Source organism: Kitasatospora sp. NPDC006697 (genome assembly GCF_042869935.1).
Taxonomy (GTDB): domain Bacteria; phylum Actinomycetota; class Actinomycetes; order Streptomycetales; family Streptomycetaceae; genus Kitasatospora.
Genome location: NZ_JBIAGU010000011.1, coordinates 42,091 through 62,497, shown reverse-complemented (window position 1 = coordinate 62,497; position 20,407 = coordinate 42,091). Strand labels below are relative to the sequence as shown.

Annotated in this window: 21 protein-coding genes; 9 read left to right on the top strand and 12 right to left on the bottom strand. The window is 73.7% G+C overall.

Going from position 1 to position 20,407, the window contains the following annotated elements; genetic code table 11:
• Positions 1 to 8: 8 nt before the first annotated feature.
• The 8 genes from ACFYNO_RS17210 to ACFYNO_RS17175 all read right to left on the bottom strand — a co-directional run bounded on the left by ACFYNO_RS17210 (position 9) and on the right by ACFYNO_RS17175 (position 3,742).
• Positions 9 to 383, bottom strand: a complete 375-nt coding sequence (locus ACFYNO_RS17210; RefSeq protein WP_388012067.1) for a gas vesicle protein K — start codon at positions 381 to 383, stop codon at positions 9 to 11.
• Positions 380 to 625, bottom strand: coding sequence for a gas vesicle protein (locus tag ACFYNO_RS17205; protein WP_388012065.1), 246 nt, complete (start codon positions 623 to 625; stop codon positions 380 to 382). The genes ACFYNO_RS17210 and ACFYNO_RS17205 overlap by 4 nt, the downstream gene beginning before the upstream one ends.
• Positions 622 to 1,437 (bottom strand): GvpL/GvpF family gas vesicle protein, encoded by an 816-nt coding sequence (locus tag ACFYNO_RS17200; RefSeq protein ID WP_388012063.1) that lies wholly within the window; start codon positions 1,435 to 1,437, stop codon positions 622 to 624. Before ACFYNO_RS17200 ends, ACFYNO_RS17205 begins: the two co-directional genes overlap by 4 nt.
• Positions 1,434 to 1,796: a gas vesicle protein gene (locus tag ACFYNO_RS17195; RefSeq protein WP_388012061.1), complete on the bottom strand. Its 363-nt coding sequence runs from the start codon at positions 1,794 to 1,796 to the stop codon at positions 1,434 to 1,436. Before ACFYNO_RS17195 ends, ACFYNO_RS17200 begins: the two co-directional genes overlap by 4 nt.
• Before the next feature lie 58 nt (positions 1,797 to 1,854).
• Entirely contained in the window at positions 1,855 to 2,106 is a 252-nt protein-coding gene (locus tag ACFYNO_RS17190; protein WP_388012059.1) for a gas vesicle protein GvpG, read from the bottom strand.
• Positions 2,107 to 2,123: 17 nt separating this feature from the next.
• Positions 2,124 to 2,837, bottom strand: coding sequence for a GvpL/GvpF family gas vesicle protein (locus ACFYNO_RS17185; RefSeq protein WP_388012057.1), 714 nt, complete (start codon positions 2,835 to 2,837; stop codon positions 2,124 to 2,126).
• A 1-nt stretch (position 2,838) separates the two neighbouring features.
• Positions 2,839 to 3,318, bottom strand: a complete 480-nt coding sequence (locus tag ACFYNO_RS17180; RefSeq protein WP_388012055.1) for a gas vesicle structural protein GvpA — start codon at positions 3,316 to 3,318, stop codon at positions 2,839 to 2,841.
• Between the two features lie 67 nt (positions 3,319 to 3,385).
• The gene (locus ACFYNO_RS17175; protein ID WP_388012053.1) at positions 3,386 to 3,742 is read right to left on the bottom strand and encodes a gas vesicle protein; all 357 of its coding nucleotides are present in this window, start codon (positions 3,740 to 3,742) and stop codon (positions 3,386 to 3,388) included.
• A 210-nt stretch (positions 3,743 to 3,952) separates the two neighbouring features.
• Here ACFYNO_RS17175 and ACFYNO_RS17170 point away from each other — a divergent pair, with 210 nt between their 5' ends.
• Together ACFYNO_RS17170 and ACFYNO_RS17165 are read left to right on the top strand one after the other, a co-directional pair.
• A complete protein-coding gene (locus ACFYNO_RS17170) occupies positions 3,953 to 4,636 on the top strand; it encodes a histone protein (protein WP_388012051.1) in 684 nt (227 codons plus the stop codon).
• Between the two features lie 3 nt (positions 4,637 to 4,639).
• Positions 4,640 to 5,632: an SRPBCC family protein gene (locus ACFYNO_RS17165; RefSeq protein ID WP_388012049.1), complete on the top strand. Its 993-nt coding sequence runs from the start codon at positions 4,640 to 4,642 to the stop codon at positions 5,630 to 5,632.
• A gap of 43 nt (positions 5,633 to 5,675) precedes the next feature.
• On the opposite strand, the gene ACFYNO_RS17160 is transcribed toward ACFYNO_RS17165, so the two are convergent.
• Positions 5,676 to 7,562: a S9 family peptidase gene (locus tag ACFYNO_RS17160; RefSeq protein ID WP_388012047.1), complete on the bottom strand. Its 1,887-nt coding sequence runs from the start codon at positions 7,560 to 7,562 to the stop codon at positions 5,676 to 5,678.
• 221 nt (positions 7,563 to 7,783) lie between these two features.
• Between ACFYNO_RS17160 and ACFYNO_RS17155 the strand changes: the two genes are divergently transcribed.
• From ACFYNO_RS17155 to ACFYNO_RS17125, 7 genes are all read left to right on the top strand, one after another.
• Entirely contained in the window at positions 7,784 to 9,967 is a 2,184-nt protein-coding gene (locus ACFYNO_RS17155) for a putative Ig domain-containing protein (protein WP_388012045.1), read from the top strand.
• A gap of 214 nt (positions 9,968 to 10,181) precedes the next feature.
• Complete coding sequence (locus tag ACFYNO_RS17150; RefSeq protein ID WP_388012043.1) at positions 10,182 to 10,568, top strand: hypothetical protein; 387 nt, start codon at positions 10,182 to 10,184, stop codon at positions 10,566 to 10,568.
• A 253-nt stretch (positions 10,569 to 10,821) separates the two neighbouring features.
• Complete coding sequence (locus ACFYNO_RS17145; RefSeq protein WP_388012041.1) at positions 10,822 to 11,793, top strand: hypothetical protein; 972 nt, start codon at positions 10,822 to 10,824, stop codon at positions 11,791 to 11,793.
• A 95-nt stretch (positions 11,794 to 11,888) separates the two neighbouring features.
• Positions 11,889 to 12,716, top strand: coding sequence for a 3-hydroxybutyrate dehydrogenase (locus ACFYNO_RS17140; RefSeq protein ID WP_388012039.1), 828 nt, complete (start codon positions 11,889 to 11,891; stop codon positions 12,714 to 12,716).
• Positions 12,717 to 12,762: 46 nt separating this feature from the next.
• Positions 12,763 to 14,133 (top strand): MFS transporter, encoded by a 1,371-nt coding sequence (locus ACFYNO_RS17135; protein ID WP_388012037.1) that lies wholly within the window; start codon positions 12,763 to 12,765, stop codon positions 14,131 to 14,133.
• Between the two features lie 71 nt (positions 14,134 to 14,204).
• On the top strand, positions 14,205 to 16,142 hold the full coding sequence (locus tag ACFYNO_RS17130) for a helix-turn-helix domain-containing protein (RefSeq protein ID WP_388012035.1): 1,938 nt from the start codon (positions 14,205 to 14,207) through the stop codon (positions 16,140 to 16,142).
• A 124-nt stretch (positions 16,143 to 16,266) separates the two neighbouring features.
• On the top strand, positions 16,267 to 17,724 hold the full coding sequence (locus ACFYNO_RS17125) for an alpha/beta hydrolase family esterase (RefSeq protein WP_388012033.1): 1,458 nt from the start codon (positions 16,267 to 16,269) through the stop codon (positions 17,722 to 17,724).
• Here ACFYNO_RS17125 and ACFYNO_RS17120 read toward each other — a convergent pair.
• The 3 genes from ACFYNO_RS17120 to ACFYNO_RS17110 are packed head-to-tail and all read right to left on the bottom strand — an operon-like array spanning position 17,691 to position 20,388.
• Entirely contained in the window at positions 17,691 to 18,986 is a 1,296-nt protein-coding gene (locus tag ACFYNO_RS17120; RefSeq protein WP_388012031.1) for a tannase/feruloyl esterase family alpha/beta hydrolase, read from the bottom strand. The two genes, ACFYNO_RS17125 and ACFYNO_RS17120, sit on opposite strands and share 34 nt — an antisense overlap.
• Entirely contained in the window at positions 18,983 to 19,624 is a 642-nt protein-coding gene (locus tag ACFYNO_RS17115; protein WP_388012029.1) for a 3-oxoacid CoA-transferase subunit B, read from the bottom strand. The genes ACFYNO_RS17120 and ACFYNO_RS17115 overlap by 4 nt, the downstream gene beginning before the upstream one ends.
• Positions 19,625 to 19,626: 2 nt before the next feature.
• The gene (locus ACFYNO_RS17110; RefSeq protein WP_388012027.1) at positions 19,627 to 20,388 is read right to left on the bottom strand and encodes a CoA transferase subunit A; all 762 of its coding nucleotides are present in this window, start codon (positions 20,386 to 20,388) and stop codon (positions 19,627 to 19,629) included.
• Positions 20,389 to 20,407: the final 19 nt, after the last annotated feature.

Sequence of the window (20,407 nt, the reverse complement as noted above, 5' to 3'; positions counted from 1 at the left end):
CGGGCGGCTCAGCCTCCCGGCTCCCCCTCCCCCTCCTCCTCCGCCGCCGGCGGCAGCAGCGGGCCCAGCGGGCCCAGGTCAAGGTTGAGATCCCGCATGGTCAGCCCGTACCGGGCGCAGAGTTCGGTCATCCGGTCGTGCAGGGCCATCAGGGTCGCTCCCAGCTCCTCCTCCTGCTGCTCCGTCAGGTCCCCGCCCTCCACCCGGTGGAGCGCCTGGCGTTCCATCAGCTGCCGGAGCAGCTCGACCACGGTGAGCACCAGCTTCATGAGGTCCCGCTCCACGCTCTCGGAGTCGGTGCTGATCCGGTGCGGGAGCCGCCGCCCCTGCTCCGGGCCGTCCTCCTGGTACCGCCGGGGCCCGCCGGGCCGGCCCGTGGTCACGGTGTCCCCGCCGGTCCGGGGGTGTCGGGGCGTTGCCACGGCACCGGGGCGCGTTCGCTGACCGACACGACCAGGGCGCGCAGCGAGACCCGCACGAGGTCGATGTCGGCGATGGACAGGACGAGGTCGCCGGTGATCACCACCCCGCCGCTGAGCAGCCGGTCCAGCAGGTCGACCAGGGCGACCTGGCGTTGCGGCAGACGCGTGCCGTCACCGCCCGGACGGCTCTCGACGGTGTTCATGGCGGGCCGTCCGGTTCGGGCAGACCGGCGAAGGAGTACGGCGCCCACGGTCCGGTGACCTCGACGCGCACGCCCGTGAGGCCGTCCGTGCACCGGAGCAGGTCCGCGCGGAAGGCTCCGGCCTGCTCGGCGGGCACCAGGTAGGCGTCGTTGCTGACGTTCTGTCCCGGTCCGGCCGCCAACTCGCCCTGCTGGACGCGGTGCCGGGCCCGCTCCACGGCCTGGGCGCGGGCGGCCGCCGCGATCCGCTCCGCCGCCCGCTCGGCCGCCCGGTGCGCGTCCTCGCGGGCGTGCTGCTCACCGCGGCGCCGGTGCAGGTAGGCGCGTCCCGGGCCGAGCGCGGGATCGGGAGCAGCCGGGGCGGGGGCGCCGGGGGCGGTGTCGACGTAGAGCTTGACGCCCAGTTCGACCCGGCCGTCCAACTCGCCGAGCCGGCCCAGGAGGAGCGCCTTCCGCTCGCCGAGCATGGCGAGGATCCGGTCCTCGTCCAGGTAGACCGTCGCCAGCCGCAGGGGCAGGACGGTGCCGTGGGCCGCCAGTGCCTCGATCACGCCGTCGTGCGCGCGGGCGAGGGCTTCGAGCCATCCGAGGTCTTCCAGGTGCTCCCGCAGCGCCGTCTCGCGGAACTCGTCCGCGGGGACGGGGCTGACGACCGCCAGCAGCGCGGCGTCCGCGTCGGCCTCCAGGTCGGAGCCGGTCGGTACGGTGTGCACCGGTGCGCCGAGCACGCCGCGGACGGCGTCCAGCCCGCCGGCCGGTCCGGGGGGTCCCCGGACCACGGCGTAGACATAGCTGAGCCGGTCGGCGTTCACGGGTCGTCCCGGGTGCCGGCGCGCAGTTCCTCGATCTGCCGGCGCAGCCGACGGTTCTCCGCCTCGAGAGCGGACGGGCCGGCACCCGCGTCACCGGCACCGGAGGAGAGCGCGGGATCGTGTTCCCACCAGTCGATGCCCATCTCCTTGGCCTTGTCCACCGAGGCCACCAGCAGGCGCAGTTTGACGGTGAGCAGTTCGATGTCCAGCAGGTTGATCTGGATGTCGCCGGCGATGACGATGCCCTTGTCCAGCACGCGTTCCAGGATGTCCGCGAGATTGGCGGAAGAGGGCTCGGCCGGCGGCGGCCCCGCCCGGGCGGGGAAGGAGCCGAGGCGGTTGACCACGGAGTCACTCATGCTGTGCTGCCCTCCTCTCGTCTGCCAATCGGTTCCGGCCGGTTCCGGTCGGATGCGGTCACCGGCCGCGGCTCTGGCGGTACGCCCTGATCTCGTCGAGACGGTCCAGGAGTTCGTCCTCGCGCCGGTCGAAGTCCCGTTGGCCGATCCGCCCGGCCACCAGCTCGCGCTCCAGCGCGGCGAGCTCGCGTTCGACGGGCTCGGGGTCGTAGTACTCGTCCTCGGCGGCCTCGATGACCCGCCCGATCACCCAGGCCGTGCCGCGCACGGGTGCGAGCGGGAGGGTGAGGATCTGACCGATCAGGCCCATGGCCGGCTCCTGGTCCTTCAGACGAAGCTGTAGGCCGGAAGGGGCCCGTGCAGCCGGAGGTCGACGTCGGTGCCGAGGTCGTCGGCGACGCCCTGCCGGGCGGCGAGGAACGACCTCCGGTGGTCGTTGTCCACCAGGAAGGACACGTTCAGGAAGTCCTCACCGGTGGGCGCGGACTCGCGTTGCCCGCGGGTGTGCGGGGCCAGCCGGGCGGTGATGCCGGCGGCCAGTGCCTGCTGGCGTGACCGGACCTCCTGGGCCACCAGCTCGCCGAGCGCGAGCGGCAGGTCGGGGCTTCCGGTGCCGGCCTTGATCTCGTCGTTGAGCTGCCTGGCCCGGGGTGAGTCCCGCAGGATCTCGCGCAGCAGCGCCTCCTCGGCGACGGCTGCCTTGAGGTGGTACTCGGCACAGCCGTCGAGCTCGGTGAGCCGTCGGGTGTACTGGTCGCGCCCCATCTCCAGGGCCGCCCGGACCACGTGGTCATCGGGAGCGGTGAAGCCGAACCGCAGCGGCAGCACGGTGCCCTCGGCCATCAGCTGCTCCTGGATGGCCTGATGGGCCATCAGGTCGCGCCGCTTCGGCCGCAGCCCTGGGGGCGAGTCGCTGACGACGGCGCGCAGCGGCCCGGCCTCCACAGTGCGCAGGGCCGCGGGGGTGGGACCGACGCCGCTCAGACCCTTCAGGTCGAGCGGGTGGTCGGCGGCGGTGATGGAGTAGACGTAGACGGACATCTCACTCCTCCTCCTGCCGCCGCACGGACCGGCGGGCCGGCCGCTTCCGCCTCGGCGCGGGCGCTTCCTCGGCTTCGGGCTCACGCTCGTCCTCGTCCTGGCGCTCGTCCTCGTCCTCGTCGTTGCCGCGGCCGCGCAGGGAGTCGCTGACGGCCTCGACCGCGCCGCTCAGCGCGCCCTTGCTCTTGCCGCGCGCGCCCTTCTCGGTGGTCTCTCCGACGATGTCGGTGAGCTGGGCGGGGGCGTTGCGCCCGGACTCCAGGTTGAGGCGGTTGCAGGCCTCGGCGAAGCGCAGGTAGGTGTCGACGCTGGCGACCACGATCCGCACGTCGATCTTCAGGAGCTCGATGCCGACCAGCGAGACCCGAATGAAGACATCGATGACCAGGCCGCGGTCGAGGATCAGCTCGACGATGTCGTAGAGGTTTGCGGTGGTCCCGCTGCGGGAGGCACCGGTTGCGCCTTGCGGCACCACAGTCACGGGTGCCTCCTTTCGCCCCGGTCGCGGAACACGCCCACGGCGTCGGTTCGGTGCGACGGGGAATCCGTCAGGTCGGTCGGTCGACCTGTCCACGGGTGTAGCGGCGGGTCCGCTCGTAGGACAGCAGTTCGCCCTGCCCGTCGAGGGTGACCCGGTAGCTGGCCAGCACACTGGTCGTCTCGGGCACGCGCTCCAGCTCCATCACCTCCACGTCGGCCTCCCAGCCGTCCTCGGCGGGCCGCAGTGCCGACACCGACTCGGGGATCCGGCCGAGCAGCTCCGCCAGTTGTTCGGAGGCCTTGCGCATCGCGGCCGGCGCCGACATCCGTGGGCGGCGCGGCGCCTCGGCGTCCGCGTCGCGGGCAGCGGCCGGACGCGTACGGGCCTTGCGCGGCCTCGCACTCGCATCCTTGTCCGCAACCATGTCCGTTTCCCGGTTCAGAGCCGTCCTTGCGGTCTTGCCACCGTCGCGGCTACCCCGTTTGCCGTCGAACTATCCCGTCGACTGGGGGTTTACATGAGCTCATCCCTGATCATGCGCTACGCACGGGAGGGCCCGAACGACGTCACGGGCACACCCCTTCACTGGTGCCGATCCTCCTGGAAGGGATGAGTGCCCGGAAAGGGGACGATCATGAAGGACGGCACCAAGGTGGCCCTGGCAGCCGCTGTCGCCGGCGGGTACGTGCTCGGCCGCGCGAAGAAGGGGCGCCTGGCGTTCGCCGCCGCCACCTACCTCGCGGGCCGCCGGTTCGGCCTGGACCCGCGGCAGCTCGCGACGCAGGGCCTGCGCAAGCTCAACGAGGTCCCGCAGGTCGCCGAGCTGAACGAACAGGTCCGCGGCGAGCTGCTCGAAGCCGGCAAGAAGGCGCTCGCCTCGGCTGCGGACCGCCGCATCGGCGAGTTCGCCGACTCGCTGCGCGAACGCACCCGCAGCATCGGCGAGCCCGGGTCGCAGGAGGACGAGGAAGCGGAGGAGGAAGAAGAGGAACCGTACGACGAGGAGGAGCCCGAGGACGAGGAGGAAGAGGAAGAGCCGGAGGAGGAAGAGGAGGAGGAGGAAGAGGCTCCGAAGGCCGCCGCCAAGCCCGCCAGGAAGACCGCCTCCCGGGCCCGGAAGTCGGCACCGGCGGCGAAGAAGCCCAGGAGCGGCTCCACCGCGAAGCGGTCGACCGCACGCTCCTCCGCCACCAAGTCCTCCACTGCCAAGCCGGCGGCCCGGAAGAGCACCGCACCGGCGAAGAAGACAGCCGCGAAGAAGACAGCCGCGACCAAGCGGACGGCTGCCAAGCCGGCGAGCCGCACCCGACGGAGTTGAGTCATGGCTGCCACCGAACAGAAGTCAGCGGACAAGTCGGGAGTGGAACGACTGCGCGAGGAAGCCGGCAACTATCTCGGGGCACAGCTGGAGAACCTGATCGGGAAGGCCGGCGACAAGATCACCGACCTGACCGAGGGCCTCGGCGACGTCGCCGACAACGGCGGCACCCTCTCCGCGGTCGGCAGCCGGGTGCTCCAGGGCGACTCGCCCGTCAAGGCCTTCGTCGGGGAGAAGGCCAAGCACCTCAAGGACACCGTCGTGGACAAGGCCAAGGACGTCCTCCCCGGCGGCAAGGGCAGCGGCAAAGCCGGCCGCAAGGCCGGCAAGAAGACCATGAACATCGTCGAGACGCTGGACGTCGGAGTGCCGGTGCGGACCGCCTACGACCACTGGACCCAGTACGAGGACTTCAGCGGCTTCGCCAAGGGCGTCCAGAACGTCTCCCAGGGCGACGAGACGACCACGGACTGGCAGGTCAAGGTCGGACCCTCGAAGCGCAGTTTCAAGGCGACCGTCCAGGAGCAGATCCCGGACGACCGCATCGTGTGGAGCTCGGAAGGGGCCAAGGGCAGCACCCGAGGGGCTGTCAGCTTCCACGAGCTCGCGCCGAACCTGACCCGCATCGTCCTCGTGGTGGAGTACTACCCCAGCGGGTTCTTCGAGAAGACCGGCAACCTGTGGCGTGCCCAGGGCCGACGGCTCCGCCTGGACTTCAAGAACTTCCAGCGGCACGTCTCCCTCAGCAACGACGAGGCCGAGGGCTGGCGCGGCGAGATCCGCGACGGCGAGGTCGTCCGCTCCCACGACGAAGCCATGGAGGAGGAAGAGGCTGCCGAGGACCAGTCGGCAGAGGCCGAGGAGGACGAAGAGGAGCCCGAGGACGGCGAGGACTACGAGGACGAGGAGGAAGAGCCTGAGGACGAGGAGTACGAGGACGAGGAAGACGAGGAGGAGCCCGAGGACGAGGAGGACGAGGAGGAGGAGGAGGAGTAGCGGAACCCGGCCAGCCCGCTGCTCCCGGACTCGCTCCCCCGCCTCAGGCCTTCAGCCACCGGTCGAACCAGTCGCGGGTTCGCCGGAGCGCGTCGAGCTGGTGGGCGCGCTCCTGGAGCCCGTGCCCCTCGCGCGGGTAGACGACGAGCTCGTGCTCGGCGCCGAAGTGGCGTAGCGCGCGGTGGAAGTGGATCGCCTGGCCGAGCGGGACGTTGGTGTCCTCCTCGCCGTGCAGAATGAGCACCGGGGTGCGGATGTCGGCGGCGTAGGAGATCGGACTGTTCCGGTCGTGGACGTGGGGTCCGGGGCCTTCCCATCCGGTGCTGCCGCCGAGCTCGGCGTCGAGGAGGCCCCAGTCGCCGGTGCCCGCCTGCATGCCCCAGTCGCTGATGCCCGCGCCCGTCACCGCCGCCTTGAAGCGGTCCGAACGTGCTACCGCCCAGGCCGCCATGAAGCCGCCGTGGCTCCAGCCGGCGATCCCCAGGCGTTCGGGGTCGGCGACGCCCTGCGCCACCAGCAGGTCGATCCCGCCGAGGATGTCGGTCCATTCGTCACCGCCGACCGCACCGGCCGCCGCGACGGCGAACTCGTGGCCGTGCCCCGAGCCGCCTCGGGGGTTGGCCAGGAAGACCGCGTACCCGGCAGCCGCCAGCCACTGGCCGCAGTCGACCGGGGTGAGGGCGAACTCGTCGGCGTAGCGGAAGTAGGGGCCGCCGTGGACCAGGGTGACGAGCGGGAACGGACCGTCCTCGCGGGTCCGACCCGCCGGCAGGATCAGCAGGCCGTCCAGTTGGAGCCCGTCGGCGGCCTGGTAGGCGAGGCGCTGCTGGACTCCCCAGCGGATGCCGCGCAGTTCGGGCGCGGTGTCGCTGAGCCGGCGCAGGGGTCCGCCGGTGGGTCCCGCGTGGACGTTCCTGGGCTCGTACGCCGTGCTCGCCAGCAGGGCGACGGTCTCGCCGGTCCGGCTGGCGGTGAGTCCGGCGAGCGTGCCGGGGGCGGCGGTCACCCGCTGGAACCGCCGGGACTCGGGGTCGAGCCGGTACAGCGCGGTGTCCAGGCCGTCGGCGAAGAGCGCCAGTGGCGGTCCGTCGGCGACCTGCACCAGTTCGGTCGGGCAGACCGGCAGGCCGGCGGTGAGGTTCTGCTGCCCGGAGATCACGGCGAGCCCGCCGACCAGGTGGCCGGGGGTGACGGCCAGGTGGGCGAGGTGCCAGTCACCGTCCTGGCGCCACCAGACCGGGGAGTGGGCCTCGAACCCGACCGGGCCGAGGTCCTGGACGGCGCCCGTCCCCGGGTCGACCAGGTGGAGTTCGGCCGTCCGGACGCCGGGGTCGAGTTCGGGGGTGGACCAGCTGAGCACCGCCAGCGGGCCGCCGTCCGGACGCTGGGTCAGCTCGACCACGTGCCGGTCGCCGAGGCCGTCCACGGTGCGCAGCGCGCCGGTCTCGAGGTCGAGCAGGCGCAGCCGGGTGACGGGCAGGTGCCGGCCCCAGACCCTGGCGTCGTCGAGCCCGGTGTCCCGGGGCTCGTCCTCGGCGAGCAGGGCGACGGTGCGGTTGTCGAGCAGCGGGTGGTGGTCGCGGACCCCGCCGCGCCAGGAGGTCAGGGCCTCGGCCGCACCGCTGGCCAGGTGGAGCCGCTGGAGCTGGGCGGTGCCCGGCTCCGCGCGGTCGGAGGTGAAGAGCAGGGCGGCCGAGTCCGGCGACCACTTCGGGGCGAACTCGCGGGCCGTCCCGTCGGTCAGCCGGCGCGGAGGTGTGCCGCCGTCGGCGGCGGTGAGCCAGATCGACCCGTGCGGACGCCCGTTGGCGAGCACCGCATAGGCGACCAGGCGGCCGTCCGGTGAGAGGGCCGGCGCCGCGGCGGTGGCTGCGTCCACCACCAGCTCGGCGGTGAGCGGGCCGGTCGGTTCGGGGGTCGGCTGCACCATCCTGACTGCCTCTCACTCGACGGGGCTCACTTCAGCAGCCTAGACGCCTTGGCTGCCAAGGGCGTTGTAGAGTCGGCGGGCGGCAAACACCGCCACCCCAAGTCGGCGCGAACACGCCATGTCATGTTCCAGGCACCGTTGCCGCCTACCCTTGGCCCACTGCTGCCACCAGCATTCCGCCTATCCCTCCCTCCGGTACCACTCCGCATGTCAGGAGAGACATGTCCGTACTGGCACTGGCACGTAAAGGTCCCCACTTGCTCGCAGGCGTCCTCGCCGCGGCGCTCGCCTTCGCCGCCCCGGCGTACGCCTCCCCCGCCCAGCACGCCGGTCACGCCACCGCGCCCGCGCTCACCGAGGTCAGCACCGACCCCTACACCGACGCGCAGGCCCAGCACGCCACCGAGGTCGAGCCGGACACCTTCAGCTCCGGCAGCACCGTCGTCTCCGCCTTCCAGGTCGGCCGGGTCAGCGGCGGCGGCGCCTCCAACATCGGCTGGGCGACCTCCACCGACGGCGGCCAGACCTGGACCCACGGCTTCATGCCCGCCGCGACCACCAACACCGGCGGACCGTACACGGCCGCCAGCGACGCCTCGGTCGCCTACGACGCCAAGGACGGCGTCTGGATGGTCTCCTGGCTGGGCATCACCTCCGGCAGTGTGGTCGACGTGGAGCTCAGCCGCTCCACCGACGGCGGCCACACCTGGGGCAGCCCGGTCACCATTTCCACCGGCACCTTCGACGACAAGAACTGGACGGTCTGCGACGACCACCCGGCCAGTCCCTACTACGGCCACTGCTACACCGAGTACGACGACGCCAACGCCGGCGACGCCGAGCACATGCGCACCTCCACCGACGGCGGCGCGACCTGGGGCGCCGAGCGCAGCCCGGCCGACAGCCCGAGCGGGCTCGGCGGCCAGCCGGTCGTGCAGCCCAACGGGACGGTCGTGGTGCCGTTCTCCTCGGGCAGCGCCAGTGCCGAGGACGCCTTCACCTCCACCAACGGCGGCACCAGTTGGACCGCCAGCGTGCAGATCGCCACGGTCTCGCACCACACCGTCTCCGGCCTGGAGAGCGACGCGGCCGCCGACATCGCCAAGCTGCCGCGCGACACCTTGCGCGAGAGCTCGCTGCCCTCCGCCGAGATCGACGCCGCCGGCCGGGTCTACGCGGTCTGGTCCGACTGCCGCTTCCGCAGCGGCTGCACCAGCAACGACATCATCATGTCGACCTCCACCAACGGCACCACCTGGAGCACGCCGACCCGGGTGCCGATCGACGCGGCCACCAGCGCGGCCGACCACTTCACGCCGGGCATCGGCGTGGACCCGAGCAGCTCGGGCAGCACGGCCCGCCTCGGCCTGACGTACTACTACTACCCGAACGCCGCCTGCACGGACACCACCTGCCAGCTCGACGCGGGCTACGTCTCCTCCGCGGACGGCGGCAGCACCTGGACCCCGGCCGTGCAGCTGGCCGGGCCGATGACCCTGGCCTGGCTGCCGAACACCAGCCAGGGCCGGATGTTCGGCGACTACATCTCCACCTCCGTGCTGGCCGGCGGCAACGCCGTCCCGGTCATCCCGATCGCCCACGCGCCGAACGGCAGCACCTTCGACGTGGCGATGTACGCGCCGACCGGCGGCCTGCCGGTGGGCCAGGCCTCGGGCACCGAGACCGTCACCGTGGCCAACCCGGGCAGCCAGACCGGCACCGTCGGCACGGCGGCCTCGCTGCAGCTCTCCGGCTCGGACTCGGCGGGCAAGGCGCTCAGCTACTCGGCGACGGGGCTGCCGGCCGGCCTGTCGATCAATGCGAGCAGCGGCCTGGTCTCCGGCACCCCGACCACCGCGGGCACCTCCAGCGTGACCGTCACCGCGACCTCCGGCACCGCCACCGGGTCCACCACCTTCAGCTGGACGGTCAACCCGGCGGGCGGCGGCTGCACCGGCGGCGGCCAGCTGCTCGGCAACCCCGGCTTCGAGACCGGCTCCGCCTCCCCGTGGACCGCCTCCTCCGGCGTGGTCGACAACTCCACCGGCGAAGCCGCCCACAGCGGCTCCTGGAAGGCCTGGCTGGACGGCTACGGCAGCGCCCACACCGACACCCTCTCCCAGACGGTGACCATCCCGGCCGGCTGCAAGGCGAGCTTCAGCTTCTGGCTGCACGTCGACACCGCCGAGACCGGCACCACCGCCTACGACAAGCTGACCGTCCAGGCCAACTCCACCACCCTGGCCACCTACAGCAACGTCAACGCCGCCACCGGCTACGTGCAGAAGAGCTTCGACCTCTCCAGCTTCGCCGGCCAGTCCGTCACCCTGAAGTTCACCGGCACCGAGGACTCCTCGCTGCAGACCAGCTTCGTGATCGACGACACCGCCCTGAACGCCTCCTGATCCACCGTCGCACCGGGCCCTGCCGCTCTCCGCGCCCCGGCGCGGGGAGCGGTGGGGCCGCTGCCCGGCCCGGCCACCGTTCGGGCCGGGCAGCGGCCTGTCCGGACCCGGTGTCCAGGTGTCCCGGTGTCCCGGCATCCCTGCGGAACCGCTGGGGAGGCGGTAGCGTCCAAGCCTCGGCCGAACCGGAAGCCCGCTGCACTGAAGGGTGCTGATGAACCGCAAGCTCGCCGTCCTGACGGTGACCGCCACCGCGCTGACCGGCGCCTTGACCGCCTGCGGCTCCGGTCCCGGCCGCCCGCACGGGAGCCCCGGGCCGACCGTCAGCGCCTCCGCCTCCGCGCCGCCCGTGACCGCGCCCAGTGCCTCGCCGAGCGCCGTGCCCACCCTGCCGGAGCAGCCGACGCCCACCCCGACGCGCACACCCACCCCCATGCCCACGCCGGCACCGACCCAGACCCAGACCCCGCGGCACCCGATCCCCGGCACGACGCCGAGCCCGGTGGGTAGCACGCCCGTCGCCACCCCCACGCCCGCGACCGCGACCGCCGCTCCCGAGAACCCGGGCGACCCGCTGCACCCCACCCTCCGGCCGCGGTAGCCGCCCGCCTCAACTCCCCGACAACGCAGGGTGCTCGGGTCGATCCGGTGGACGGCCGGCGGAGCGCCCGCACAGCCGCGGCGGCGATCTCGGGCTCCCGCTCACCGCGCGGGGTGGACCGGGCTCCGCGCCGGTACGGTCGGCGGGCCCTGTCAGATCCATCGGACTGAGTACGAGAGCGGATACCCCACCACACCGCCACCCGACATGCTGACGGCAGGACAGGTTTCGCAGCGTCAGGGAGTGACCGGATATGCAGCAGCGCCCGTTGGTCGGTTGGTTCACCGCCGTGCTCGCCCTCGCGGCGACGACGGCGGGGTGCGGCGGCTCGTCCGCCCCGGCGAGGAGCCAGTCCGGTGATGCCGTCGTGCCGGCCTCGCTCCCGGCGGCCCTGAGCCAGGCCCACGCCGACAGCACCGCCCGCCACTTCCAGCTGCTGTACGGCACGGGCGGCCAGGCCGCCAACGGCGAGCCCGCCCTCGCCGCGGCGGCCTCGCAGTTGCCGCAGCTCACCGGCATCGACCCTGCGAGCGCCGCCACCGCGCTCTCGGTCGGCGCCCCGCCCACCGCGGTCGGCTTCCTCTACGGCTCCTTCGACACCGCCGCGATCGGCACCAAGCTCACCGCCCTCGGCTACCACCGCCAGGACCTGGGCCACGGCGAAGCCCTCTGGACGATCCGCGACGACCACCAGCTCGACGCCGGCAGCCCGCTGACCGAGCTGGGCATCGCCGGTGAGCTGAACGTCATCCGGCTCTCCCCCGCCCGCCTGGTCTACGGCGGTGCCCACAGCGACCTGGACCGGGCGCTCGCCACCAGCGGCCCCGCCCTGGCCGACGACCGGCTGATCGGCGGCCTCGCCTCCTGCCTCGGCGACACCGCCAGGGCCGCGCAGATCGGCCAGGACCCCACCGTCGGCGCCGCCCCCTTCGGGCTGGGCATCTCCCAGGCCGGCGGCGAGGTGGTCTGCCTCTCCGCCCCCTCGGCCGACGCCGCGCAGGCGATGGCCACCGCCTGGCCGCAGCGGGCCGCGACGGCGAACTCCGCCAAGACCGACCAGCCCTGGTCGACCCGGCTCGCCGACCCCGCCGCCACCGTGGTCGGCGGCCCGGCCCACCTGGTGCGGCTGACGGCCCGTCCCACCGACTCGGACCAGGTGCTCTTCCAGGCCTCGATGAACCAGGACCTCGGCGAGCTGCTGGGCGGCCTCGGCACCCGCCCCTGAGCACCCGTCAGCTGGTTCCCGCCACCATAGGACCGGCGGGGATTGTGGTGTCCCATCACATGTGACCGCCGCCGCCCGGCTCCTACCTTGTGCGCATGGACAGCAGGATCTTCCCAGGTGGCACAGGTAGCACAGGTGCCACAAGCGCCACAGGCGCCACAGCCGCGCGCAGCCCCGCAGCGGACCTGGCCGGCCGCAAGGCGCTGGTGACCGGCGCCGCCAGCGGGATCGGACGCGCGTGCGCCCGGGCCTTCGCCGAGGCCGGGGCGCACGTCTACGTGGTGGACCTGGCCGGCGAGGCGGCCGAGCGGGTGGCCGCGGAGGTCGGCGGCACGGCGCTGGTGGTCGACCTCTCGGTCGCCGAGGCGGTCGAGGGGCTGCCCGCCGACGCCGACATCGTGGTCAACAACGCCGGCCTGCAGCACGTCGCGCCGATCCACGACTTCCCCCCGGAGCGCTTCACCCTGATCCAGCGGGTGATGGTGGAGGCCCCGTTCCGGATCGTCCGGCGCACCCTCCCCGCGATGTACGAGCGCGGCTGGGGCCGGATCGTCAACATCTCCTCCGTGCACGGCCTGCGCGCCAGCCCGTTCAAGTCGGCGTACGTGACGGCCAAGCACGCCCTGGAGGGGTTCAGCAAGGTCACCGCGCTGGAGGGCGCCGCCCACGGGGTGACCAGCAACTGCGTGAACCCGGGCTACGTGCGCACGCCGCTGGTGGAGAACCAGATCGCCGCCCAGGCCCTCGCGCACGGCATCTCCGCGGCGGACGTGGTCGAGGACATCATGCTCGACCGCACCGCGATCAAGCGCCTGATCGAGCCGGAGGAGGTGGCGGCCGCGGCGCTCTGGCTCTGCGGCCCCGCCTCGGGCTACGTCACCGGCGCCTCCCTCCCCCTGGACGGCGGCTGGACCGCCCACTGAGCCCGCCCCACCACCCCTCCCCCGCTCCCGCAGAACGGTGTCCCCCATGGCCAGTACTTCCCGCCCAGCGAGCAGCAGCCCGTCCGGCCTCGTCCGCGTGGTCGGCGCGAGCCTGATCGGCACCACCATCGAGTGGTACGACTACTTCCTCTACGGTTCCTCCGCCGCCCTGGTCTTCGGCCACGTCTTCTTCCCCAAGTCCGACCCGCTGACCGGCACCCTGCTCTCCTTCCTCACCTATGCGATCGGCTTCGCCGCCCGGCCGATCGGCGCCCTGGTCTTCGGCCACTACGGCGACCGGCTCGGCCGCAAGAGACTGCTGGTGGTCAGCCTGCTGATGATGGGCGGCGCCACCGCGCTGATCGGCTGCGTGCCCGACTACAACAGCATCGGCGTGGCCGCGCCGGTGCTGCTGACCACGCTGCGCCTGGTCCAGGGCTTCGCGCTCGGCGGCGAGTGGGGCGGCGCGGTGCTGCTGGTCTCCGAGCACGGCGACGCCCGGCGCCGCGGGTTCTGGGCCTCCTGGCCGCAGGGCGGCGCCCCGGCCGGGAACCTGCTGGCGGTCGGCGTGCTCGATCTGATGACCAGTCTGCAGAGCGACAAGGAGTTCCTGGCCTGGGGCTGGCGGATCCCGTTCCTGCTCTCGGCGGTGCTGGTGGCGGTCGGGCTCTGGATCCGGCTCTCGGTGGACGAGTCGCCGCTGTTCAAGCAGGCGCTGGCCAGGGCGGAGCAGCGCGAGCGGGCCGAGCAGCCGCCGATGGTCGCCGTGCTGCGCCACCACTGGCGGGACATCCTGGTCGCGATGGGCGCCCGGATGGCGGAGAACATCTCGTACTACGTGATCACCACCTTCGTGCTGGCCTACTGCGTGGAGCACCTGAAGCTGCCCAAGGACACGGCGCTCAACGCGGTGCTGATCGCCTCGGCGATCCAGTTCGCGCTGATCCCGCTCTTCGGCGCGCTCTCCGACCGGGTCGGGCGCAAGCCGGTCTACCTGGCCGGCGCGGTCGGCACCGGCGCCTGGGCCTGGGCGTTCTTCGGGCTGCTGGACACCAGGTCGTTCCCGGCGGTGCTGCTCGCGGTCACGGTCGGCCTGGTCTTCCACAGCGCGATGTACGCGCCGCAGGCGGCGTTCTTCTCCGAGCTGTTCGCGACCCGGGTGCGCTACTCGGGCGCCTCGATCGGCGCGCAGTTCGCCTCGGTCGCGGCGGGCGCGCCGGCCCCGCTGATCGCCACCGCGCTGCTGAAGGACTACGGCAGCGCCACCCCGATCTCCCTCTACGTCAGCCTGGCGGCCGTGCTCACCGTGCTCGCGCTGCTCGCCGCCCGGGAGACCCGGGGCCGCGACCTGGTCGAGATCGACGGCCGGGTCCCGGCGCAGGCCCGGCCCCAGGGGTCTGCCACCACCTCCGCCTGACGCCCTAGAGTGCGGGGGCCGGTCCGCCGGCCCCCGCACCGACCCATCCACCGGACCACTGGACCCCGCCCATGGCCTCACCCGCCCCCGGCCCCGTCGCCGGGCACCTTCGCCGCCTGCTGGAACTCCTCACCGGAGACGCCTCGATCGAGGAGATCGACGCCATCGCCACCGAGGCCCGCGGCGCGGCCGGGCCGGCCGAGCGGGAGGAGGTCGACCGGGCCACCGGCGCCGCGCTGCGGATCCGCGGCACCCTGCGCCAGCACCGCCGCCGCGAGCGCGAGCTGGCCGCGCTCTTCGACACGGCGGGCGACCTGGCGGCGCTGCGCGACCTGGACAGCGTGCTGCGGGCCATCGTGCACCGCGCCCGGCTGCTGCTCGGCACCGACACGGCCTACCTGACGCTCCCGGACGAGGAGGCCGGCGACACCTACATGCGGGTGACGGCCGGCTCCATCTCGCCGCTCTTCCAGAGCCTGCGGCTGGGCCTGGGCGACGGCCTGGGCGGCCTGGTCGCGCAGACCTCCCGCCCGTACGTCACCCCGGACTACCGCACCGACCGCCGGTTCCACCACACCGGCGGGATCGACGCGGGGGTGCTGGACGAGGGGCTGGTGGCCATCCTCGGCGTCCCGCTGCTGCTCGGGGCCAGCCGCGGCGGCTCGGGCAAGGTGATCGGGGTGCTCTTCGCCGCCGACCGCAGCCCGCGCTCGTTCTCCAGCGACGAGATCGCCCTGCTCTCCTCGCTCGCCGCGCACGCGGCGATCGCCATCGACACGGCCAAGGCGCTCGCCGACACCAATGCGGCGCTGGCCGGCCTGGCCGAGGCCAACGCGGTGATCCGGGCGCACGCGGCCGCGATCCAGCACGCCGAGCGCGCCCACGAGCAGCTGACCGACCTGGTGCTGCGCGGCGGCGACCTCGGCGAACTCGCCACCCAGGTCGGCGGCCTGGTCGGCGGCCCGGTCACGGTGCACGATCCGGACGGGCGCCACCTGACCGCCCCGGACGCCGGCTGCGCACCGGAGGACCTGGCGCCGGCCGTGGAGGAGTCCCGCGCCGGCGGCCGGGCGCTGCGGATGGGCGGGGTCTGGGTCTGCGCCGTGCTGGCCGGCCACGAGTTGCTGGGCAGCCTGGTGCTGCACCGCGACGAGGACCTGGACGACGCCAACCGCCGCCTCTTCGAACGGGCCTCGGTGGTCGCCGGGCTGCTGCTGCTGATGCGGCGCACCGTGGCCGAGACCGAGAACCGGGTCAGCGGCGAACTCCTCACCGACCTGCTGACCGCCCCGCACCGCGACCCGGCGGGCCTGGCCGAGCGGGCCAGCCGCCTCGGCATCGACCTGGGCAGCCCGCACATCGTGCTGGTCACCCAGCCGGCCGGCCAGTCGCTGGAGCGGCTGCTCACCGACGCCCGGCGGCAGGTCTTCAGCCCGCGCGGGCTGGCGGCCCAGCACCAGGGCACGGTGGTCCTGCTGGTCCCCGCCGACGGTGCCGATCCGGCGACGGTCGGCGCGGCGGCGGCCGCCCAGCTCGGCGGGCCGGGCGCGGCCTCCGCCGTCACCGTCGCCGCGGCGGGGCCCGCCGCCGGGCCGCAGCCGATCGCCGCCGCGCACGCCGAGGCGGTGCGCTGCCTGCGCGCGATGAAGGTGCTCGGGCGGACCGGCGGCAGCGCCTGCGCCGCCGACCTGGGCTTCCTCGGCGTGCTGCTGGCCGACTCGCACGACGTGGACGGCTTCGTCACCGAGGCGCTGCGCCCGCTGCTGGAGTACGACGCCCGCCGGGGCACCGACCTGGTGCGGACCCTGCGCACCTACTTCGAGTGCGGTGGCAGCCTCAACCGGGCCAAGGAGTGCCTGCACATCCACGTCAACACCGTGGTGCAGCGGCTGGAGCGGATCCAGGCGCTGCTCGGGCCGGACTGGAACAGCCCGGCGCGGGCGCTGGAGCTCCAACTGGCACTCAAGCTGCAACTGCTGGCGGATGGTGACGCTCCGTCACCGCACTGAGCGGTGGTGGCGCGGCACATCCGGCGGGGCTCCGGGGTGGGTGCCCGGACCGTTTCGCGCACGGTCCGGGGGCCGCATGCTTCAGGCCACAGTCATCCGCCCCCACCCCACCCAGGGAGCCCCGATGCCCGTCCGCCCCCGCAGACCGCTCGCCGTCCTCACCGCCGCCCTCGCGCTGGCCGCCGGCCTCGGCACCGCCGCCACCTCGCCGGCGGCGGCCGCCACCGGCACCTTCCAGCAGGTCAGCGGCTTCGGCTCGAACCCCGGCAACCTCGCGATGTACTCCTACGTCCCGGCCGGCCTGCCCGCCGGGGCGCCGGTGGTGGTCGCGCTGCACGGCTGCACCCAGACCGCGGCCGACTACGACAACGGCTCGGGCTGGCCGAAGTTCGCCGACCTCGACAAGTTCGCCGTGGTCTTCCCGCAGACCAGCTCCGCCAACAACTCGCTGGAGTGCTTCAGCTGGTTCGACGCCGGCAAGGACACCCGGGGCAGGGGCGAGGCCGCCTCGGTGGTCCAGATGGTGGCCAAGGCCGAGTCGCTGTACGGCTCGGACCCGCACCGGGTCTTCGTCACCGGCCTGTCGGCGGGCGGCGGCCTGACCGCCGACCTGCTGGCCGACTACCCGGACGTCTTCGCGGGCGGCGCCGTCGACTCGGGCCTGCCCGCCCAGTGCGCCACCAGCCAGTCGGCCGCCTCCGGCTGCCAGGGCGGCAGCCAGAACCTCACCCCGGCCCAGTGGGGCGACAAGGTCCGCGGCTCCGACCCGGGCTACGGCGGCCCGTGGCCGCGGGTGGCGGTCTTCCAGGGCACCGGCGACCACACCGTCCAGCCGGTCAACGGCACCGAGCTGCGCGACCAGTGGACCGACGTCTGGGGCATCGGCCAGACCCCGTCCAGCACCCGGAGCCTGCCCGGCAGCACCACCCTGACCACCTACGACGACTCCGCCGGCAACCCGGCGGTCGAGCTGTACTCGATCTCCGGCATGGGCCACGGACTCGCCGTCGACCCGGGCTCCGGCCCGGACCAGTGCGGCAGCACCGGCGCCTACTTCCTGGCGAGCATCTGCTCCAGCTACTACACCGCGCAGTTCTGGGGCCTCGCCTCCGGCGGCGGCGGAACGGGCGGCGGGCTCCCGGCGCCGACCGGACTGACCGTCACCGGCACCACCGGCAGCACGGTCTCGCTCTCCTGGTCGGCCGTCGGCGGCGCCGCCTCGTACGACGTCTTCCGCGACGGCAGCAGGGTCGGCGGCGGCACGGGCACCGGCTACACCGACACCGGGCTGACGGCGGGCACGGCGTACAGCTACACCGTGGCCGCCGCGGACTCCGCGGGCACCGACGGCGCCCGGTCGGCCGCCGTCGGCGCCACCACCGCCGGCGGCTACCAGCCGACCTGCTACACCACCGACAACTACGACCAGACGGTGGCCGGCCGGGCCTTCCAGAGCGGCGGCTTCACCTACGCCGCCGGCTCCGGCCGGAACATGGGCCTGTGGAACGTCTTCACCGTGCACACCCTGGAGGAGACGGCCGCCGGCTACTACGTGCTCGCCGACTCGGGCTGCCCCGCCTGAGCCCAGCCCGAAACGTCGGCATCGTCGACGTCCCGTGCCACCGTGCAGCTCTGCGGCGGCTGCGTCCCCCGCTCCACCCACTCCTCCAGGGCCGCGAAAGCGGCCCGGTAGGCGGGCAGCAGGGGGCGCAGCCGTCCGGGGAAGAGGTCGCAGAAGCCGTCCACGTGGTTGGCCCCCTCGATCCGGTACTGCCGGTGCAGCCCACCGCGGCCCGCCGCCGCGACCAGCTCGGCGTACCGGTCGGAGTGCAGGGTGATCGGCAGCAGCGCGTCCAGCGTGCCGTGCAGCGAGAGCAGCGGCTTCCCGATGGCGCCGGTGAGCGCCACCCGGGCGACCGCCTCGCGCACGGCGGCCGGGCGGGCGGCGTAGTCGTAGTCCGCGTCCGCACCCGGCGCACCGGCGGCGGCGAACGGGACGCCCTCCGGCGGCAGGCCCGGGCCGGGGTAGCCGGGGTCGAAGACGGCCCGGTAGGTACGCTGGGTGAAGTCCCAGTACGTCCGGTGGTGGGCCTCCCAGAGGAACTCCGACCCCGCGGGCAGTCCGGCGGCGAGCAGCCGGGCGTGCGCCTGCTCGTCACCGGTGTCCCGGTAGCGGGGGTAGTCGGCGAGCCAGGCCGGCAGGTGGGTGAGGAGATTGGGCCCCTCGGCCAGCCAGAGCGGCCCCTCGCAGTCCACGCCGCCGTCGAACAGCTCGGGGTGGCGTTCCAGGCCGAGCCTGGTGAGGTAGCCGCCGTTGGAGATGCCGGTGAGGTAGCAGCGCCGCGGCTCGGCGCCGTAGTGCCGGCGGACCGTCTCCCGGGCGGCGACCGCGAGTTGCCGCACCCGCTCGCCCCACTCGGCGAGCGCGTCGCCCGGTGCCCGCCCGGCGGTGTGGAACTCCGGGCCCGAGTTGCCCTTGTCGGTGGCGGCGTAGGCGTAGCCGCGGGCCAGCGCCCAGTCGCCGGTCATCCGGTCGCCCGCGTACTGCCGGCGGATGCCGGGCGCGGCCGTGACCACCAGGGAGCCGTTCCACTCCTCGGGCAGCCGGATCACGAACTGGGCGTCGTGCTGCCAGCCGTGGTGCGGGTTGAGGACGGTGGCGGACGGGAAGCAGCCGTCGAGCTGCAGGCCGGGGACGGGGGCGGGCAGCGGGGTCGCGGAGGCGTGCAGGTACTCCCAGTCCTCGGGCACGGTGTGGCCGCCGGGCGCCGTCCCCCGGGTGGTCAGGTCGGCGAGCCGGGTACTGCGCTGCCGCTCGGCGCCGGGGACCCGGACGGTGCTCATCGCGCGACTGCCGTGAGCAGCCGGGCGCCGGTGGCCGCGCGGACCTGATCGGCCGTCACACCGGGGGCGGTCTCGACCAGCAGCAGGCCCTGCGGGGTGAGGTCGATGACGGCCAGGTCGGTGATCACCCGGTCGACCACGGCGCGCCCGGTCGCGGGGAGGGTGAGCTCCTCGACCAGCTTGGGGCTGCCGTCCCTGGCCTGGTGCTCCATCACCACCAGCACCCGGCGGGCGCCGTGCACCAGGTCCATGGCGCCGCCCATGCCCTTGACCGTCCTGCCCGGCACCGTCCAGTTCGCCAGGTCGCCGCGCGCGGAGACCTGCATCCCGCCGAGCACCGAGACGTCGATCCGGCCGGAGCGGACCATGCCGAAGGAGGCGGCGGAGTCGAAGTAGCTGGCGCCGTCCCGGACGGTGACGGTCTCCTTGCCGGCGTTGATCAGGTCGGGGTGCTCGCCGCCGTCGGGCGGGTAGGGGCCGACGCCGAGGATGCCGTTCTCGGAGTGCAGCACCACGTGGACGCCGGCCGGCAGGTGGTCGGGTATCAGGGTCGGCAGGCCGATGCCGAGGTTGACGTACTGTCCGTCGCGCAGTTCACGGGCGGCGCGGGCGGCGAGCTGGTCGCGGGTCAGGGCCATCGTCAGTTCTCCCGGGGGGCGGTGCGGACGGTCCGGCGTTCGATGCGCTTGTCAGTCGGGTCGGCGGCGACGATCCGGTCCACGTGGATGCCGGGCAGGTGGATCGCGTCGGGGGCGAGTTCGCCGGGTTCGACGATCCGCTCCGCCTCGACCAGGGTGGTCCGCCCGGCCACCGCGCACAACGGGTTGAAGTTCCGCGCGGCGGCGTGGAAGGCGCAGTTGCCGTGCCGGTCGGCGACGGCCGCCCGGACCAGCGCGAAGTCGGCGGTGATCGCCTCCTCCAGCAGGTAGCGGCGGCCGCCGAACTCGCGGACCTCCTTGGGCGGGGAGGCGAGCGCCACCGATCCGTCGGCGGCGTAGCGCCAGGGCAGGCCGCCCTCCTCGACCTGGGTGCCGACGCCGGCCGGGGTGAAGAAGGCGGGGATGCCCGCGCCGCCGGCCCGCAGCCGCTCGGCCAGGGTCCCCTGCGGGGTGAGTTCCAGTTCGAGTTCGCCGCCGAGGTACTGACGGGCGAACTCCTTGTTCTCGCCGACGTAGGAGGAGGTCATCCGGGCGATCCGGCCGGCCCGCAGCAGCAGGCCCAGGCCCCAGTCGTCCAGTCCGCAGTTGTTGGAGACCACGTGCAGGCCGGTGGTCCCGGCCCGCTCCAGGGCGCCGATCAGCGTCGAGGGGATGCCGCAGACCCCGAAGCCGCCGACGGCCAGCAGCGCGCCGTCGGGCAGGTCGGCGACGGCCGCGTCGGGAGAGTCGAGCACCTTGTCCATTGATGTGCCTTTCCGATGA

What these genes read in the sequence shown, in the direction of transcription:
- ACFYNO_RS17205 (WP_388012065.1), bottom strand. Translation starts at nt 625, where the DNA reads ATGAACACCGTCGAGAGCCGTCCGGGCGGTGACGGCACGCGTCTGCCG.
- ACFYNO_RS17195 (WP_388012061.1), bottom strand. Translation starts at nt 1,796, where the DNA reads ATGAGTGACTCCGTGGTCAACCGCCTCGGCTCCTTCCCCGCCCGGGCG.
- ACFYNO_RS17190 (WP_388012059.1), bottom strand. Translation starts at nt 2,106, where the DNA reads ATGGGCCTGATCGGTCAGATCCTCACCCTCCCGCTCGCACCCGTGCGC.
- ACFYNO_RS17185 (WP_388012057.1), bottom strand. Translation starts at nt 2,837, where the DNA reads ATGTCCGTCTACGTCTACTCCATCACCGCCGCCGACCACCCGCTCGAC.
- ACFYNO_RS17175 (WP_388012053.1), bottom strand. Translation starts at nt 3,742, where the DNA reads ATGGTTGCGGACAAGGATGCGAGTGCGAGGCCGCGCAAGGCCCGTACG.
- ACFYNO_RS17170 (WP_388012051.1), top strand. Translation starts at nt 3,953, where the DNA reads ATGAAGGACGGCACCAAGGTGGCCCTGGCAGCCGCTGTCGCCGGCGGG.
- ACFYNO_RS17165 (WP_388012049.1), top strand. Translation starts at nt 4,640, where the DNA reads ATGGCTGCCACCGAACAGAAGTCAGCGGACAAGTCGGGAGTGGAACGA.
- ACFYNO_RS17160 (WP_388012047.1), bottom strand. Translation starts at nt 7,562, where the DNA reads ATGGTGCAGCCGACCCCCGAACCGACCGGCCCGCTCACCGCCGAGCTG.
- ACFYNO_RS17155 (WP_388012045.1), top strand. Translation starts at nt 7,784, where the DNA reads ATGTCCGTACTGGCACTGGCACGTAAAGGTCCCCACTTGCTCGCAGGC.
- ACFYNO_RS17150 (WP_388012043.1), top strand. Translation starts at nt 10,182, where the DNA reads ATGAACCGCAAGCTCGCCGTCCTGACGGTGACCGCCACCGCGCTGACC.
- ACFYNO_RS17145 (WP_388012041.1), top strand. Translation starts at nt 10,822, where the DNA reads ATGCAGCAGCGCCCGTTGGTCGGTTGGTTCACCGCCGTGCTCGCCCTC.
- ACFYNO_RS17140 (WP_388012039.1), top strand. Translation starts at nt 11,889, where the DNA reads ATGGACAGCAGGATCTTCCCAGGTGGCACAGGTAGCACAGGTGCCACA.
- ACFYNO_RS17135 (WP_388012037.1), top strand. Translation starts at nt 12,763, where the DNA reads ATGGCCAGTACTTCCCGCCCAGCGAGCAGCAGCCCGTCCGGCCTCGTC.
- ACFYNO_RS17130 (WP_388012035.1), top strand. Translation starts at nt 14,205, where the DNA reads ATGGCCTCACCCGCCCCCGGCCCCGTCGCCGGGCACCTTCGCCGCCTG.
- ACFYNO_RS17125 (WP_388012033.1), top strand. Translation starts at nt 16,267, where the DNA reads ATGCCCGTCCGCCCCCGCAGACCGCTCGCCGTCCTCACCGCCGCCCTC.
- ACFYNO_RS17120 (WP_388012031.1), bottom strand. Translation starts at nt 18,986, where the DNA reads ATGAGCACCGTCCGGGTCCCCGGCGCCGAGCGGCAGCGCAGTACCCGG.
- ACFYNO_RS17115 (WP_388012029.1), bottom strand. Translation starts at nt 19,624, where the DNA reads ATGGCCCTGACCCGCGACCAGCTCGCCGCCCGCGCCGCCCGTGAACTG.
- ACFYNO_RS17110 (WP_388012027.1), bottom strand. Translation starts at nt 20,388, where the DNA reads ATGGACAAGGTGCTCGACTCTCCCGACGCGGCCGTCGCCGACCTGCCC.